This window comes from Spiroplasma endosymbiont of Cantharis nigra (genome assembly GCF_964019925.1).
Lineage (GTDB): Bacteria > Bacillota_I > Bacilli_A > Mycoplasmatales > Mycoplasmataceae > Spiroplasma_A.
The window spans coordinates 1055151-1071959 of sequence record NZ_OZ026470.1 but is presented as its reverse complement, the minus strand read 5'-3'; the positions used below and the strand labels follow the sequence as shown (position 1 = coordinate 1071959).

At 25.4% G+C, this 16809-nt stretch carries 15 protein-coding genes; 7 read left to right on the top strand and 8 right to left on the bottom strand.

Annotated elements, in window-relative coordinates; genetic code table 4:
* Window positions 1-50 precede the first annotated feature (50 nt).
* Both AACL04_RS04700 and AACL04_RS04695 read right to left on the bottom strand, forming a co-directional pair.
* Window positions 51-1184 (bottom strand): SIS domain-containing protein, encoded by a 1134-nt coding sequence (locus tag AACL04_RS04700; protein ID WP_339029984.1) that lies wholly within the window; start codon window positions 1182-1184, stop codon window positions 51-53.
* Window positions 1177-1959, bottom strand: a complete 783-nt coding sequence (locus AACL04_RS04695; protein ID WP_339029983.1) for a DeoR/GlpR family DNA-binding transcription regulator — start codon at window positions 1957-1959, stop codon at window positions 1177-1179. Before AACL04_RS04695 ends, AACL04_RS04700 begins: the two co-directional genes overlap by 8 nt.
* Window positions 1960-2251: 292 nt before the next feature.
* On the opposite strand from AACL04_RS04695, the gene AACL04_RS04690 reads away from it, so the two are divergent.
* The 3 genes from AACL04_RS04690 to AACL04_RS04680 all read left to right on the top strand — a co-directional run bounded on the left by AACL04_RS04690 (window position 2252) and on the right by AACL04_RS04680 (window position 5052).
* Window positions 2252-3283, top strand: coding sequence for a rod shape-determining protein (locus tag AACL04_RS04690; protein WP_339029982.1), 1032 nt, complete (start codon window positions 2252-2254; stop codon window positions 3281-3283).
* Between the two features lie 178 nt (window positions 3284-3461).
* Window positions 3462-3920 carry a hypothetical protein gene (locus tag AACL04_RS04685; RefSeq protein ID WP_339029980.1) on the top strand — a complete coding sequence of 153 codons (459 nt, stop codon included), beginning with the start codon at window positions 3462-3464 and terminating at the stop codon, window positions 3918-3920.
* Between the two features lie 70 nt (window positions 3921-3990).
* Window positions 3991-5052 (top strand): rod shape-determining protein, encoded by a 1062-nt coding sequence (locus AACL04_RS04680; RefSeq protein WP_339029978.1) that lies wholly within the window; start codon window positions 3991-3993, stop codon window positions 5050-5052.
* Between the two features lie 28 nt (window positions 5053-5080).
* Here the strand turns inward: AACL04_RS04680 and AACL04_RS04675 are convergent, their stop codons facing one another.
* Genes AACL04_RS04675 through rpmH form a run of 6 tightly spaced genes read right to left on the bottom strand, consistent with a single transcriptional unit; the run spans window position 5081 to window position 9520 of the window.
* Complete coding sequence (locus tag AACL04_RS04675) at window positions 5081-5875, bottom strand: TatD family hydrolase (protein WP_339029976.1); 795 nt, start codon at window positions 5873-5875, stop codon at window positions 5081-5083.
* 9 nt (window positions 5876-5884) lie between these two features.
* Window positions 5885-7231 (bottom strand): tRNA uridine-5-carboxymethylaminomethyl(34) synthesis GTPase MnmE, encoded by a 1347-nt coding sequence (gene mnmE, locus AACL04_RS04670; RefSeq protein WP_422397916.1) that lies wholly within the window; start codon window positions 7229-7231, stop codon window positions 5885-5887.
* A gap of 53 nt (window positions 7232-7284) precedes the next feature.
* Window positions 7285-7845 (bottom strand): hypothetical protein, encoded by a 561-nt coding sequence (locus AACL04_RS04665; RefSeq protein ID WP_339029973.1) that lies wholly within the window; start codon window positions 7843-7845, stop codon window positions 7285-7287.
* Window positions 7823-9040: a membrane protein insertase YidC gene (yidC, locus tag AACL04_RS04660; RefSeq protein ID WP_422397899.1), complete on the bottom strand. Its 1218-nt coding sequence runs from the start codon at window positions 9038-9040 to the stop codon at window positions 7823-7825. Before yidC ends, AACL04_RS04665 begins: the two co-directional genes overlap by 23 nt.
* 7 nt (window positions 9041-9047) lie before the next feature.
* The gene (rnpA, locus tag AACL04_RS04655; protein ID WP_339029971.1) at window positions 9048-9377 is read right to left on the bottom strand and encodes a ribonuclease P protein component; all 330 of its coding nucleotides are present in this window, start codon (window positions 9375-9377) and stop codon (window positions 9048-9050) included.
* Window positions 9378-9385: 8 nt separating this feature from the next.
* A complete protein-coding gene (gene rpmH, locus AACL04_RS04650; protein ID WP_020836790.1) occupies window positions 9386-9520 on the bottom strand; it encodes a 50S ribosomal protein L34 in 135 nt (44 codons plus the stop codon).
* A 272-nt stretch (window positions 9521-9792) separates the two neighbouring features.
* Between rpmH and dnaA the strand changes: the two genes are divergently transcribed.
* From dnaA to gyrA, 4 genes are all read left to right on the top strand, one after another.
* Window positions 9793-11121: a chromosomal replication initiator protein DnaA gene (dnaA, locus tag AACL04_RS04645; RefSeq protein ID WP_339029970.1), complete on the top strand. Its 1329-nt coding sequence runs from the start codon at window positions 9793-9795 to the stop codon at window positions 11119-11121.
* 133 nt (window positions 11122-11254) lie between these two features.
* Window positions 11255-12379 (top strand): DNA polymerase III subunit beta, encoded by a 1125-nt coding sequence (gene dnaN, locus AACL04_RS04640; RefSeq protein WP_339029968.1) that lies wholly within the window; start codon window positions 11255-11257, stop codon window positions 12377-12379.
* A 70-nt stretch (window positions 12380-12449) separates the two neighbouring features.
* Complete coding sequence (gene gyrB / locus AACL04_RS04635; protein ID WP_339029967.1) at window positions 12450-14354, top strand: DNA topoisomerase (ATP-hydrolyzing) subunit B; 1905 nt, start codon at window positions 12450-12452, stop codon at window positions 14352-14354.
* A gap of 20 nt (window positions 14355-14374) precedes the next feature.
* Window positions 14375-16807: a DNA topoisomerase (ATP-hydrolyzing) subunit A gene (gyrA, locus tag AACL04_RS04630; RefSeq protein ID WP_339029965.1), complete on the top strand. Its 2433-nt coding sequence runs from the start codon at window positions 14375-14377 to the stop codon at window positions 16805-16807.
* The last annotated feature ends 2 nt before the right edge of the window (window positions 16808-16809 follow it).

The window sequence follows — 16809 nt, the reverse complement described above, 5'->3', positions numbered from 1 at the left end:
AAAGATAATATCATTCCAATTAGCAAAGCTATTTTAGTTAAGTTCACTAATTAGAATAACTCATGAATTAATACTCCTTTAACAACTCGATTAACTTCACCTGATGGACATGGATTATCTGGATTAATATTTAATTTGATAGATGTACTTAAAGACAAAATCTGAGCAAACAATATATAATTTAAACCAATAAAAATTTCATTCAAATCTTCATTTTCAAAATTCAATACAATATCAGAATATTTTTTTATCTCATCAGAATTTGTATTATCAAGAACTATTAAATTTTTAACAACTTTTTCTAAAGCAATCTCTTTTAATAAATCAGTTTCATACTTTCTTGCATATTTATTTTTACTCATAAAAATAATAACTGTTGTACTATTATTTATTATTGATTTGGGACCATGTCTAAATGCTAATATTCCATCATAAAAACACGGAATTTTTCCTTGTGTTAATTCTAATAATTTTAAATGAGCTTCCTTTGAAAAACCCTTAAACTCTGAACTTCCCAAATAGACAACTCTATCATTTTCATCTAATTTAATATTTTGAATATTTAAATCAATAAGATTTAAATTTTTTTCAAAATCATTACATAATTTTTTAATATTAATTTCACTACTTTTTTTTAATATAATTTCTAGTATTAAAAAAGCTGCCAAAAGCATTCCAGAGTAACTTGACGTCATAGCAAAACCTTTATCATTTGATTCTCTTGGTAATAAAAATACCTTTGCGTTATTACTGCTTTCTCCTATTTTTGCCAATTCGCCATCTTCATTGCAAGTTATAATTAAATGATGAATTTCATCTATTAGTTTATTAGTTATATTAAAAGTAGCAATTGATTCTGGTGAATTGCCACTTCTTGCAAAGGAAATCAAAACAGTTTTCTCTTCTTTTTTTAAAAAATTTAGTGGATTTGAAACAATATCTGTTGTTGGTATTGATGATACATTAAGTCCTCTTTTATAGAAATAAGGACTTAATGATTGCCCTATAAACTCACTAGTTCCAGCCCCTGTAAATACTATTTTGTAGTCCTTATACTTTTCAATATATTCTTTAAAAGTTTCTATTTGTTCAACAACTTCTTTATTTATTTTTTTTCATATAAGAGATTGTTGCAAAATCTCTTTAACAGTATTAAATTTTTCTTCTCTGAAATTTTTACTCATTTTCTTCTCCATTAGAGTAAATTATATTTAAATTTTGAAATGAATCCCCAATTTTTTCTTTACTCTTTTCATCTGTAATTACAATATCTATATCTTTTATATTAGTAACTTTTTCAACTCCTTCATCCTTTATTTTTGATGAATCCACAAGGAGGATCTTTACCTTTGCTATTCTTAAAACATCTCTTATTGTCTCTACTTCGGGTAGAAAATCATCATAAATATTTCCTTCCAAATCTAAAGATAAGCAACTAAAAAATATTTTAGAAAACTTAATTCCTTCAAGGTATTTTTTAGTACTACGACTATAAAATACCTGAGACTTTTCTTTAAAAACTCCTCCAAGCAACAGCACATCCATTACTTTATTATTTTTCCATGCTTCTAAAAAAACTGGAAAAGAATTTGTAACTAATAATTTAACCTTAGTTTTTATTTCTCTTACAAATCTCTCAATAGTTGTTCCAGGAGAACAAAAAATAATCTCATCACTTTTAATAAATTTTGCAGCATCTTTTGCAATAACATTTTTTTCAAAATGTTCTTTCTGAACCTTCCCCATTCTATCAGGCTCATATATGTTTTCAACTCTTGAAATAATTCCTCCAAAAGTTAAACTTATTTTTTCTTCTTGTTCCAATTCATTTAGATCTCTTCTAGCAGTTGATTTATTAATGTTTACACTCGCTGCATAATCAAAGAAATCTTTTGAAGACATAAAATTTTTTTGTATAATTCTACTTAACAAAATATCTTTTCTTTCTAATTTGTGCATATAACCTCCACAAATTAATTGTACCACTTTTGGTATAATTTGAAATATTTTGAAGTAATTTGAATAGTTATAAATACAAATAATATTTATAACTGTGAGTACCTTTTATAAAGTTTTGAACATTTGAAAAAAAGGTTTATAATAAAATGAATAATAGTTTATATGCATTGTGCTAATAAGTCTTGTTTGCAACTTTGCTTTTTTTATGGTAGAATTGTTAAAGATTATATATTCTAGTTTTGAATAGAAATATATAATTCATTTATTTAGAAATATTAAAGGAGAAAACGGTATGGCAAATAAAAAACCAACATTCGTTTCTATGGACCTTGGAACAGCTAATACATTAGTATACATTGCTGGACAAGGAATCGTTTATAACGAACCATCAATAGTAGCTTACAGAATTAAAGAAAACAAAATAATCGCTGTAGGTGAAGAAGCATACAAAATGATAGGTAAAGGAAACAAAACTATTCGTGTTGTAAGACCAATGGTTGACGGAGTTATTACTGATATTAGAGCTACTGAAGCTCAGTTAAGATATATATTTTCAAAACTTAGAATTACAAAACAATTAAAACATTCAATAATGTTGTTGGCATGTCCTTCAGTTATTACTGAGTTGGAAAAAACAGCTCTTAAAAAAATTGCTGTTAACCTTGGAGCATCTCAAGTATTTGTTGAAGAAGAAGTAAAAATGGCAGCTTTAGGTGGAGGAGTAAATATTTATGCTCCTACAGGAAACTTAATAGTTGATATGGGTGGAGGAACTACTGATATAGCTGTTTTAGCTTCAGGAGATATAGTTCTTTCAAAATCAGTTAAAGTTGCAGGAAACTATTTAAATGATGAATGTCAAAAATTTATTCGTTCACAATATGGATTAGAAGTGGGATCAAAAACTGCAGAATCAATTAAAGTTAACGTTGGTTCATTAGCAAAATTCCCAGATGAAAGACGTATGAAAGTTTATGGACGTGATGTTGTTTCTGGATTACCAAGAGAAATTGAAATTACTCCAGAAGAAGTACGTGAAGTACTAAAAGTACCAGTATCAAGAATTATTGATTTAACAGTACAAGTTTTAGAAGATACACCACCTGAATTAGCAGGAGATATCTTTAGAAATGGTATTACAATTTGTGGAGGTGGAGCCCTAATTAAAGGAATCGACAAATACTTCGCAGATACATTACAATTACCAACAAAAATTGGTGAACAACCATTATTAGCAGTTATTAACGGAACTAAAAAATTCGAAAGTGAAATTTGAGAAATTATTAAGGCCGAAAAATGACATGAAGATATACTTGGTAGATAATTATTAAGTATATAAAATAATAAAAAAGTATTTCCCTTTTATGACTATCCACAAAATCATATAATAGGGAAATTTTTTATTTTTAAAATAAGAAAGGAAATCAATAACTTTTATACATATTATTAAAATTTTTTTATTTTAGATTATGTCATAATTTATTTTGAAAGAGGTAAATAGCATGGAGAATTACACTATAAAAATAGAAGAAAATAATGAATATTATGAATTAATATCTGAAATTATATTTAAATTTTTTACAATAAATAATAAAAGTATTCTTAAAGGAAACAACAATAGAATCAATGATAATTGTCGTGTTTGATTTATTAATTTTGTTGAAACAAAAAAGAAGGAAGAAGTAATGAAATTAGAAAAATATGCAATATTTCCTTCAGAAAATCTAGAAAAAATAACTTTGTACAATAATACTGGATCAGAGGAATTGAAAGTAAAAAGATATGAAAAATTAAAAAATGAGAATGACGATATAATAGTATTTGCAAAATTTAAAGATAATCTTATTTATAAAGGATATAAATTTTTAGGTATATTTAAATTTGAGGCCTCACCAAAAAATGAAAAGTCATCTCAATTATTTATAAAAACTAAAAATTCAATTATATTAAAAATTAAGTAAAAGCTATATTGTTTTATGCAATTAAAATAGGTATAATTATATTACAAACTTTATGACATAGGAGGTATTTATGAAAATAGAGGAACGTACATTTATTGCATTGGATTTAGGTACAAGTAATATTTTAGCTTATGTAGGAAGACAAGGAATCGTTTACGATGAACCCTCAATTATGGCATATGACAATATAACTAATACACTAGTTGCATTAGGTCAAGATGCATATAATTTGATTGGAAAAACTAATGATAATATTAGAATGGAAATACCAATTAAAGATGGTGTAATTACAGATTTAGATGCAGCAAGAGATATGTTAAAACATGTTTTTGGTAAGTTAAAAATGTTAAATGAATGAAAAAATTCAATTATTTTATTAGCTTGTCCAAGCGAAGTAACTGAATTGGAAAGAGAAGCTCTAAAACAAGTTGCTTACGATATGGGAGCTGAAATCGTTATTGTTGAAGAAGAAGTAAAGATGGCAGCTTTAGGCGCAGGAATTAATATTGAAATTCCAAAAGGTAATATAGTAATTGATATTGGTGGAGGAACTACTGATATAGCAATTATTTCAGCTGGAGATATAATTATTTCTAGATCAATTAAAATTGCAGGAAATGCATTTAATGAAGAAGTAAAAAAATATATTAGATCAGAATATAATGTAACAATTGGTGATAAAACTGCCGAAGAAGTAAAAAAAGAATTAGGTTCATTAGCAAAATATAAAGGTGAAAGAACTATGTCTGTTTTTGGTAGAGATATTATTTCAGGATTACCAAAAGAAGCAATTATTAGTTCTGAAGAAATAAGAAACGTTTTAGTTAACGCTTTTAGTAGAATTACAGACCTTTTAATTGAATTAATGGAAAATACACCACCTGAATTAGCAGGAGATATAATTACTAATGGATTTACAATATGTGGTGGTGGATCAAAAATTAGAGGTATTAAAGAGTACTTTAATGGGATTTTCTCAGTACCTTGTCATTTAACACCAAACCCATTAACTGGAGTTATTGAAGGTTCAAAAGTATTTGAAAAAACTATTAATCAAAGAATTGAAAATGATTACTACGGTAAAAACGCAAAAAATGTTAAAAAGGGTAGTCAAACATCATATTTATCATAAAAAAATTGGTTTTAAAAAACCAATTTTTTTATGCTATTTTAAATATCTTCATTGCATTACTTGTTGTTGCCTCAATAATATCAGCTTTATTAAGTTTTTTAATATTTGCAATTTTTTCAATAGTATAAGCTATATTTTTAGACATGTTTAATTTTCCTCTTTTTGGTTCTGGAGTTAAATACGGTGCATCAGTTTCTACGATCATTTCATTTAAAGATAACTTCTCAACAGTTTCATGGAGTTTAGTTGCATTTTTAAATGTTACAACACCTGGTATTGATATTAAATAACCTCTTTTAGTAAATTTTTTTGCAAGTTCAATTCCTCTTGTATAACAGTGGACAATAGCTCTTTTAACTTGAAGTTTATCCAAAATTTCGAGTGCATCTAAGTAGGCTTGTTCTGAATCATCCTTATCTCTAATATGCATCATAACAACTAGTTCATTTTTCTTTGCAATTTTTATTTGCTCTTTAAAAAAATCTTTTTGAATTTCCTTATGTTCATCTGTATAAAAATAGTCAAGTCCTACTTCTCCAATTGCAACTACATTATCACTATGAGCCATTTCATCAATTTCTAATAGATCTTCCTTTTTAAATTTATAAACATCATTAGGGTGAATACCAATTGCTGCATAAACATTAGGATACTTTAAAGCATACTTACATGCCTCCTTAGAAGAATCAATATCAAACCCTACACAACAAAAATGAGATACTCCATTTATTTTTGCATCTTTTATCATTTCAGAAACTTCAATTTCTTGCTCCTTATATACAACATCATTAAAGTGTGTGTGTGTATCAAATATACCTGCCATAATTTAAACCTACTTTCCTAAACAATACTTTCTAAAAATATTGTCAATAACTTCTTCATCTGCATCATAAATTCCTAAAAGATTATTTAGAATTTTTAAAATATCATAAAGATCTACATTTATTAAATCAGTTGTAAAACCTTCTTTAATACTTTTTAAACTATTTTCTAATAATGTTAATATATTTTTAAACATTTCTATGTGAAATAAGTTAGATAAAACTGGAATATCACTTTCCAAAATATCTTCATTATTAAATTCTAATTCAATTTTGCTAAGAAGGTCCTTTATATCTCCCTTAAGAGCAGAAACAACAACTAAATCTTTAAACTCTTTTCTAACCTCTTCAATATCACTCTTTTTAAGTAATTCAGATTTATTTAGTACAACGAGATGTTTTTTATTTCTTATTTTTTCATATATCTCATAATTAATTTTACCTTTATTTATAACAAATAAAATAAGATTTGATGTATTGATTAAAGAAATACTTTTTTCAATTCCAATTTTTTCAACCTTATTATCAGTTTTTCTTATACCTGCACTATCTATTAAATTTAATGTAAAGTTTGTAAAATTTAGTTCTCCCTCGACAATATCTCTAGTAGTACCTTCAATTTCTGTTACTATAGCTTTTTCTTCTGAAATTAAAGTATTTAAAAGTGAAGATTTTCCAACATTTGTTTCTCCAAGTATTAGCGTATTTATTCCAGTTTTTAAAAAATTAAATCTTTTACTTATATCTAATATTTTTAAGGTTTCTTGTTTTAAAAAAACTAGTTGTTCAATAATTTCTTCCGGACTTGAACCCTCAACATCGTCATAGTCTGGATAATCAATTGATGTTTGAATTTTTGAAATTAAATCTATTAAATTATTTTTCATATCTATTAGCGACTTATGATTTTTTCCTTCTAAATTTAGAGCACTAATTTTTAAGGATAGTTCATTTTTGGAATCAATTAAATTATTAATACTTTCAGCTTGTATAAGGTTTATTTTTCCATTTAAGTAAGCTCTTTGAGAAAATTCACCTGGTAGGGCTGGCCTTGCTCCATATGATATTAATAGAGATACAATATGATTTGTAAGTAGAATTCCTCCATGACATTGTATTTCTATAACATCCTCACCTGTAAATGAATTACCATTTGTAAATGTCAAAATTAAAGCTTCATCAATAAGATCTTTCCTATCAAATAATTTTCTAATTTGAATTTTACTACTCTTTGTTAATTTATTTTTTAATAACTTATTTGTAATTTTAAAAGCACTTTCTCCAGATATTCTAATAATGGATATTGCTTGCTTTGCTACTTTAGTAGCACAAGCAACTATAGTATCATTTATATTTAATTTCATTTTACCAACTTCCCAATCTTGATTATAACAAAAAGAAAATCAGAATATTAATGTTCTGACTTGTATATTATTCTAATTTTTCTTTCGCCAATTTGCCCTGATGTCTTTGTTTTAAGGTTATTATACTTGGAAATTATCATATTAATTTCCTTTCTCAAAGGTTTTGGATATGATGGCAATATCTCTTCTTGCTTTGAAAGTAGAACATTATTTATAATCTTATTCAATTTTAATCTATTAAAATACTTCTTATTTTTATTTGAAATATTAAAATTAATAATTTCAAAATCTAAAAAAATATTAAACTTTATTTTTATTAAGCTTTTAATAACCCTTCATAAATTCAATTTTGTTTCCTTATTAAGTTCTAAAACTGAATCATAAGCAATTACATTTTTACTCTTTGACTCAATTCTAAAAATTGATATTATTTTAATTTTAGAAATTTTTAATAGCTGCTCATTTAAAAACTTCATTATTTCAATTCTTTTTTGATTAGAAATAAATAAAATCACTTCATTTATTTTTTCGTAAAAAACCAGTTTTGTTTTTGACTTTGTACTTATTAGGAAGTGATTTATTTTATTATTTTTTATTTTTAGATTCATTTGAGACTTTTGCAGCTAATGTCTTATTCTTATTATTTTGCTTTTCTCTTTTTTTCTTTAATCTTGAAACTCTAGTTTCCTTTAAGTAATGGAAACCTAAAGTTTGGATTATTTGAAATGTTGAAGAGAAAATTCAATATATAGCAACACCAGAAGCAATATTAAATACAACGAATAAGAATACAACCATAAATACTATTTGCATAATTAATTGTTTTTTTCTAGCTTTTTTTTGTTGCTCTGATTCTAATTTTGGTTTCTTTTTAAACATTTGCAATATCATTGGAAGTAACATCGAAGTAATTTGTAGGGGTAAATAAATAACAATTAAAGTTAAATATATTCAATTCCCTTGTTTTATTTGTTCAAATGGTACCTCTACCAAAGTTATTTTTCCAACAGTTGCAACTTTTAGAGCATGTGTTGCTCTAACAACGGAAAACATCGCAAATAAGAAAGGCATAGATAAGAATGACGTTGCAAGCGAACTCATTGGGCTTATACCTTCCTTTTTATATAATCCCATTAATTCAATTTGTTGCTTTTGTTTTGCACTTGGATCCGATGAATGCTTATACTTTTCTTGAATTTCAGCTTGTTTTGATTGTAAACCCTGCATTTTTTCTTGATTTATTTGTGTTTTTCAAGTAAATGCTAATGTAATTCCTCTAATTATTAAAGAAGTGAAAAATATTGCAAATATGGCCGAAACTCCATATGATGCTGAATTAGGGTCTAATCCTTTCTCATTATGAGTAGAGAACAGACTTATAAACCCAACTAATACTCAAGAGATTGGATAAACAAAGAAACCATAAAATGGAGATGATGTAACTGTAAATGCTTGACCTCAAGAGGATATTGGATTAAAGGCATATTCAACCATATTCCCATTATTGTCTACTTGAAATCAATGATTTTTTGAGCTTCAATCACCTAATGAATTAATAATTATTTCAAAAGATACACCTGGAGAAAATATTTTATTTCCAGACATATCAGTAACAGTACTAACTGTATATTTTGGTTGATACATCTGTACACAACCTCAAAGCATTGAAACAATAATAAATACAAATAATATCAATTTTGTTCAAACTCAAAAGATTTTTAATTTGTCTTTTGGAGTTTTTTTCTTATTATTATTGCTATTATTTAAATATTTAGAATAATCCTGTTTGTACAAGATGCTCACCTCTCTTTTATTTAATTTGTAATAAAGACTTTCTAAGAACTTCTAAATTAAAACTATAATCTTCATTTAAAAATAAATTTCTAGCTATTAAAATAATATCAAAGCTCTTATTTTTGTGATCATCTAATAATTCATAAATCATTGACCTTAGTTGTCTTTTAATTTTATTTCTAAATACTGCATTACCCATTTTTTTTCCAACAGATATTCCGTATCTAAATCTATTTAAAGTATTTTTTTTAAAATAAATCACAAATTCCTTTGATTTAATAAATCTTTTGGAACCTATAATACTTTGAAATTCATGATTCTTTTTAATTATATTTTTGTTTTTCATATTTATTATTATGCAGTAAGTTTAGCTCTACCTTTAGCTCTTCTTGCTTTAATAACTTTTCTACCATTTTTAGTTGCCATTCTTGCTCTAAAACCATGAGTTCTAGCATGCTTGATTTTACTTGGCTGTCAAGTTCTTTTCATAAAATACCTCCTTTTTTTAAAACAAAACTTCATTAAATATTATAACTTAAAACACAGATATTTTGATACTAATTATTGTATTTTGTGTAACTTCTAATAACTTATTAATAACATTTGTATGTGGATAACTAGTAAGATAACCTTTATTTAAGGCATATTTTAACTTTTTTTATCCCCAATTTAAGTATTTTTTGGTATATTTTTAAAGTTATACACATCAAAACTATGTGGATAACTTATAATTTAAATGTTGTATTCAAGGTAGGTATAAAATGAGTAACATAGCATTGTGAAAAGAAATAAAAAAATGATTAATATCTTCAGATTTAATCGAACCAAACGTATATGAAGAGTATGTAAAGAGTGCTTCAATTGAAGATCTTTCAGAAAATCAGAAAGTTATTGTTGTTAATAAAGACTTGTCAAAATATTATTTGGAAAACATTGGAAAAGAACTTAAGGACAAAATAAGTAAAATATTGGAAAAAGATATTTCAATAAGTTTTTTATCAAAAGAAGAATTTAAAAAAGAAAAAAAGATAAGTGAAATAATAATAAGTAAGAAAAAAAATATTGGAAGAGATTTTAATTTTGATAGTTTTATTTCAGGTAAAAGTAATAGTGAAGCATATAATGCTTCAAAAGCTTTGATAAATAATTTGGGTAATAAATGAAATCCATTATTTATCTATGGAGATTCTGGTTTAGGTAAAACTCATTTACTTAAAGCAATAAATAATGAATTAAATCTGCAAAAGGATGAATTAAATATCAAATACTATGCATCAAATGATTTTAGAAAAGAAATTTTAGATTCACTACTAGGTGGTTTCAAAGAAATAGAACAAACAAAAACTGAAATGAATGAAATTGATGTTCTATTAATAGACGACATTCAATTTCTTGCAAATAGTGGAAAAACTAATGAAATATTCTTCAATATTTTTAATTCTTTTATTGAGGAAGGTAAACAAATTGTAATAACTTCAGATAAATTTCCTGAATTATTAAATGGTTTTGATAAAAGACTTGTTTCAAGATTTAATCAAGGTTTAAGTATAAAAATTGAACCACCAGATTTTGAAACAGCTTTAAAAATAATTGATTATAAAATTCAAATGGCAAATTTAAATTTAACAAATGAATCAAAAAAATATATTGCATCTCATTTTGGATCTGATGTAAGAAAAATTGAAGGAATAATTAATAAAATTGAATTCAAATTAATACAAGAACAAGATTCAATAGGAGAAATAATTGAACTTGATACTATACAAAAATTATTAGAGGATTACTCATATGCTCCTGGTGGAGAAATAACTGTTCAAAAAATAAAAAGTGTTGTAGCTCAAAATTATGGAGTAAATGTAAAATCAATTGATGCAAAAAATAAAGTCTCTAGTGTTGTTATTGCAAGACATGTTTCAATGTATTTAACAAATGAACTAATGAAAAAAAATTATTCAGAAGTTGGTATATTATTTGGTGGAAAAGATCATACAACTGTTATAAATGCATGTAATAAAATTAAAAAAGCTATTGCTGAAGATAAGATTTTTAAAAATACATTAAAGAAGATTAAAAAGGACATAACTTCTTAATTATAAAAAAATAGTATAAAGTGGTAAAATATTTTCATAAAGTTCTTATTTTATTGGTATTTTAAAAGTTATCCACATTTTAAGAGCATAATAATAATATAAATAATAGATAATAAATATGGAGGTATTTTAAATGTTCTTTAGTATAAATAGGTTATCTTTTATTGAAGAGATAAATAAATGTAATAGAATTATTGATTCAAAAGCACCTACACCAAGTATCAGTGGAATTTTATTAGAAATTGAAGCTGATAAAGTTTCTTTAATTTCTTCAAATACATCAATGTCAATAAAAACAATTATTGACATGGGAACCAATGGTTTATTAATAAAAGAAACTGGTTCAATCTTAATAAGAAGTAAATATTTCCTTGAAATTCTTAGACGTATGGATGATGACATTGTTAATATTTCTAGTATAGAAGAAAATTTAGTTTCGTTATCAGGAGAAAAATCTGAATTCTCATTAAACATTTTAAATTATAATGACTATCCTACTATTGGTTTTAGAGAAAAGGGAAATATTGTTACAGTAAAAAATATAGATCTTAAAAAAAGTTTGAATCAAACAATAATTTCTGTAAATGAATGAAATCAAAAAATAGTATTAGCTGGTTTAAATTTTTCTATAAACAATTCAATGTTTTATATTACGGGAACTGATGGTTTTAGAGTATCAAGAAAAAGAATACAGTTGTTTGATGAAATCCCAACTAAGTTTGAAACTAATATACCTCATAAAAGTGTTTTAGAATTAATAAAGCTATTACCAGAAAAGGGAGAGTGTAAAATTGTATCTGTTGATAGTCATGTAACTTTTATAATCAATAATACATTATTTCAAACAACAATCTTAGAGGGGCAATTTCCTGATGTTAATGCAGTATTTCCAACAGATTTTAATACAACATTATATATGGAGAATAAAAAGTTTTTTAAACTAATATCAAGAGCAGATATTCCAAGTGAAGAAAATACGTCAACAGTTGTAAATCTTATTTTAAATAATGATAGTATTTTTATTAAATCTAATATTCATCAAATTGGTAGTTTTGAAGAAATTTTTAAAGAATTTGAATTAAAAGGATTGGATGAACAAAATATTTGTTTTAACTCAAAATATTTAATTGATTCATTAAAAACTTTTGAAACTAAAAATGTAGAAATTAATTTAATTGATTCAAAAAAACCAATTGTTATTTCTTCTTCTGAAGATATGGATTTGAGTCAAATAATTTTACCTATGTTTTCAAATTAATAACTTTATATGTACATACCTTTCACTTACTTAAATGATATAATTAAAGTAAGTGAGAGGTATTTTTATTATGGAAAATAATAAGTATGGAGCTAATCAAATTCAAGTACTTGAAGGATTAGAAGCTGTTAGAAAAAGACCTGGAATGTATATTGGAAATACAAATAAAACTGGTCTTCATCATATGATTTGAGAAATATTGGATAACTCTGTGGATGAGACATTAGCAGGTTTTTGTAATGAAATATCTATTTTTATAACTGATCAAAATGAGATAATAATTAAAGATAATGGGAGAGGAATACCAGTTGATATTCACCCAAAAACAAAAAAAACAACTTTAGAAACAATTTTTACTATTTTACATGCTGGGGGTAAATTTGATGAAGCCACTTATAAAGTCTCAGGTGGTTTACATGGTGTTGGTGCTTCAGTTGTAAATGCATTATCATTATATGTTGAAGCAATGATTTCAAGGGATGGAAAAATTTATCATCAAAGATTTTCTGAAGGTGGTAGAAATGCTACTGCTCTTAAGGAAATTGGAAATTCTGATTCAAATGGATCAATTATAAAATTTAAACCTGATCCAGGAATTTTTAAAGAGGTTATAGATTTTGATTTTAAAGTAATTCAAAATAAAATTAGACAACTAGCTTTTTTAAATAAAAAATTAAAACTAAATTTATATGATCAAAGAAATGATAAGTATCTTAGCTATATTTTTGAAGATGGAATAAAGGATTATATAAAAGAAATTAATAGTGGAAAAGAAAAAGTACATGATGAAATTTTTTATATGTCAAATAGTTTTAATGATATTGAAGTTGAAATTTCAATTCAATATAACGAAACATATGACGAAAATTTATTTTCATTTTGTAATAATATTTTTACATCTGAAGGTGGTTCACACGAAGAGGGATTTAGAAGTGCATTATTAAAAGCAGTTAATTCTTATACTAATGATTTAAAAAATTTTAAAGGTAATAAATTTACTTGAGATGATTTAAAAGAAGGAATTGTAGCTGTTGTTTCAATTAGACATAGAGATCCTTTATATGAGGGACAAACAAAAGCAAAATTATCTAATACAGATGCTAAGGAAGCAGTTTTAGAAATAACAAATGAAGCATTTAAGGAATTCTTATTGAAAAACCCAAATGATGCTAAAAAGATTATTGAGAAAATTTTAGTTTCTCAAAGAGCAAGAAAAGCTGCTCAAAGAGCAAGAGAAGATACAAGAAGAAAATCAGCAATTGATAATTTTTCATTACCTGGAAAATTAGCAGATTGTGAGTCAAAAGATATTCAAGAATGTGAATTATATCTTGTTGAGGGTGATTCTGCTGGAGGTAGTGCAAAAACTGGTAGAAATAGAAAAACACAAGCAATTCTTTCATTAAGAGGAAAAGTTTTAAATGTTGAAAAAGTAAAACAATCTAAAGTTTTTGATAATAATGAAATTCAATCTATTATTGCAGCAGTTGGAATTGGTGTTAAAAATGATATTGATCTTAAAAAATTAAGATATGGAAAAATAATTATTATGACCGATGCTGATGTTGATGGTGCACATATAAGAGTATTACTGTTGACTTTCTTTTATAGATATATGAAGGAATTAATTTTAAATGGAAATGTTTATATTGCTCAGCCACCATTATATAAAATTGATAATGGAAAAAATATTTTTGACTATGCATATAATGATTTGGAACTTGATCAATTAAAAGAAGAAAAGTATAAAGAATTAAAATATACAATTCAAAGATATAAAGGACTTGGTGAAATGGATCCTATTCAGTTATGAGAAACAACAATGGACCCAGAAAGAAGAACTATGATTCAAATTAAAGTTGAAGATGCATTTCTTGCAAATGAAGTTTTCTCTAGTTTAATGGGAGAAAATGCAGATTTAAGAAAACAGTTTATTACTGAAAATGCACAGTTTGTAGAAAATATAGATATTTAAAAATAGGTAGGTATAACTAAATGAGTGAAATAAAACACGGTCGTATTTTGGAAATGGACATTAAAAGTGAAGTTGAAAAAGATTTTTTAGAATACTCAATGAGTGTTATTGTTAGTAGAGCTCTTCCTGATTTAAAAGATGGATTAAAACCTGTACATAGAAGAATTATTTATGCTATGAATGATTTAAAAATTACATCAGATACTCCTCATAAAAAGTCTGCTCGTATTGTTGGGGAAGTAATTGGTAAATATCATCCACATGGAGATTCATCAGTTTATGAAGCTATGGTTAGAATGTCACAAGATTTTTCCTACAGATATCCATTAGTTGAAGGACATGGAAATTTTGGTTCAATTGATGGTGATGGTGCAGCTGCAATGCGTTATACTGAAGCAAGACTTTCAAAAATCACATCTTTACTATTAAAAGATATTGATATGGAAACAGTACCATTTGTTGATAACTATGATGCTTCTGAAAGAGAACCAAAGTATTTAACAGGTTATTTTCCAAATCTTTTAGTTAACGGAGCAACTGGTATTGCTGTTGGTATGGCCACTAATATTCCACCTCATAATCTAAGAGAAGTTGTAGGGGCAACTATTGCATATATAAAAGATGATCAAATGACAATTGATGATATTTTAAAGTTTATTAAAGGTCCTGATTTTCCAACAGGAGCATTAATGACAAATGGAAAAAGTATGATTGAAGGTTATAGAACCGGTAAAGGCAATTTAATAATAAGGTCAAAAATTGATATTGAAGAAACTAGCAAAAATCAAAGAATTGTTGTTAGTGAAATTCCATATCAAACTAATAAATTAAAGGTTGTTGAAAAAATTGTAGAACTTTATAAAAATAAAATTATAATGGGTATTTCAGATATTAGAGATGAATCTAACTATGAAGGAATTAGAATTGTTATAGAATTATCTAAAAACTCTAATCCTCAACTTATAATTAAAAAACTTTATAAATATACAAATCTGCAGTCAAGTTTTGCAATAAATATGCTTTCTCTAAATAATGGGATTCCTGTTGTTTTAAACATTAGAGATATAATTAAATTTTATGTAAAATATCAAATTGAAATAATTGTTAAAAGAAGTATTTTTGAAAAAAATAAATTAAATTCTAAACTACATATTTTAAATGCAATTAGAATTACATTAGATCATATTGACGAAATTATAAAAATTATAAAAGAATCAAAAACTACTGAAATTGCACATCAAAAATTATTTAAAGCTTTTGGTTTTGATGAAAAACAATCCAAAGCAATTTTAGATATGAGATTACAAAGATTAGTAGGATTGGAAAGAGAAAAAGTAGAATTAGATATTAAAAATATAGAAATAAGAATATCTGAACTTGAAGAAATTTTGGCTTCAAAAGAGAAACAAAATGATTTACTAATTAGTCAACTTGAAGAAATAGTAAATAAATTTGGTGATGAAAGAAGAACAAAAATTATTGAAGAGGATGAAACTCAAATTGATGATGAAGAGTTAATTCAAGATAGTCAAATGCTAATAACTTTATCAGAAGATGGATATATTAGAAGACTTTCTAATGAGGAATTTAAAACTCAAAAACGTGGTGGTAAAGGTGTCATTATAAATAATAATCATGAAGATAATATTTCAATTGCAAAATTTGGTAAAACAAAAGATGATGTATTATTTTTTACAGATGAAGGAAAAGTTTATAGAATTAAAGCTTATAATATAACACAATTCTCTAGAAATGCTAGAGGTGTACCAGTAATTAACTTTATTGGAATAAACTCATCTGAAAAAGTAACATCGATTTTACCCCTAAAAAATAAAAAAAATATCTTTAAATATTTACTTTTTGTAACTCGAAAAGGAGTTGTTAAAAAAGTTGAAATAGAAGAATTTAACAGAATTAATAACTTTGGTAAAATTGCAATTAATCTAGATGAAGAAGATAAGCTAGTTTCAGTAATACCAACAATTGGAGGTACTGAAATTTTAATAGCTTCATTGAATGGAAAAATAATTAAAGTAAATGAAAATAATTTTAGACCAATGTCTAGATCTTCTAGAGGAGTAAAAGGTATGGGATTAGACAAAAATGATTTTGTTGTATCATCATGTTCAAGTTACAAAAATGAAAGTGTGGCAACTATATCAGAAAAAGGAATTGTTAAAAAAACACTTATAAGTGAATATAATATTTTTGGTAGAGGTGCTAAAGGTGTTTTAGGAATGAAGCTTAGTGATAAGACAGGAAAATTTAAATCTCTTTTAGCAATTAGAGAAACAGATGAAATTTTAATGATTTCTTCAAAAGGTAAAATAATAAAAATTGGTGCTCAAGATATCAACTTACAATCAAGAAATTCTGCTGGGGTAATTGGTTTTAACTTAGAAGAGGATGAAACTATTACATCAACTACATTAGAATGAAATAAAGGTGAATAAAA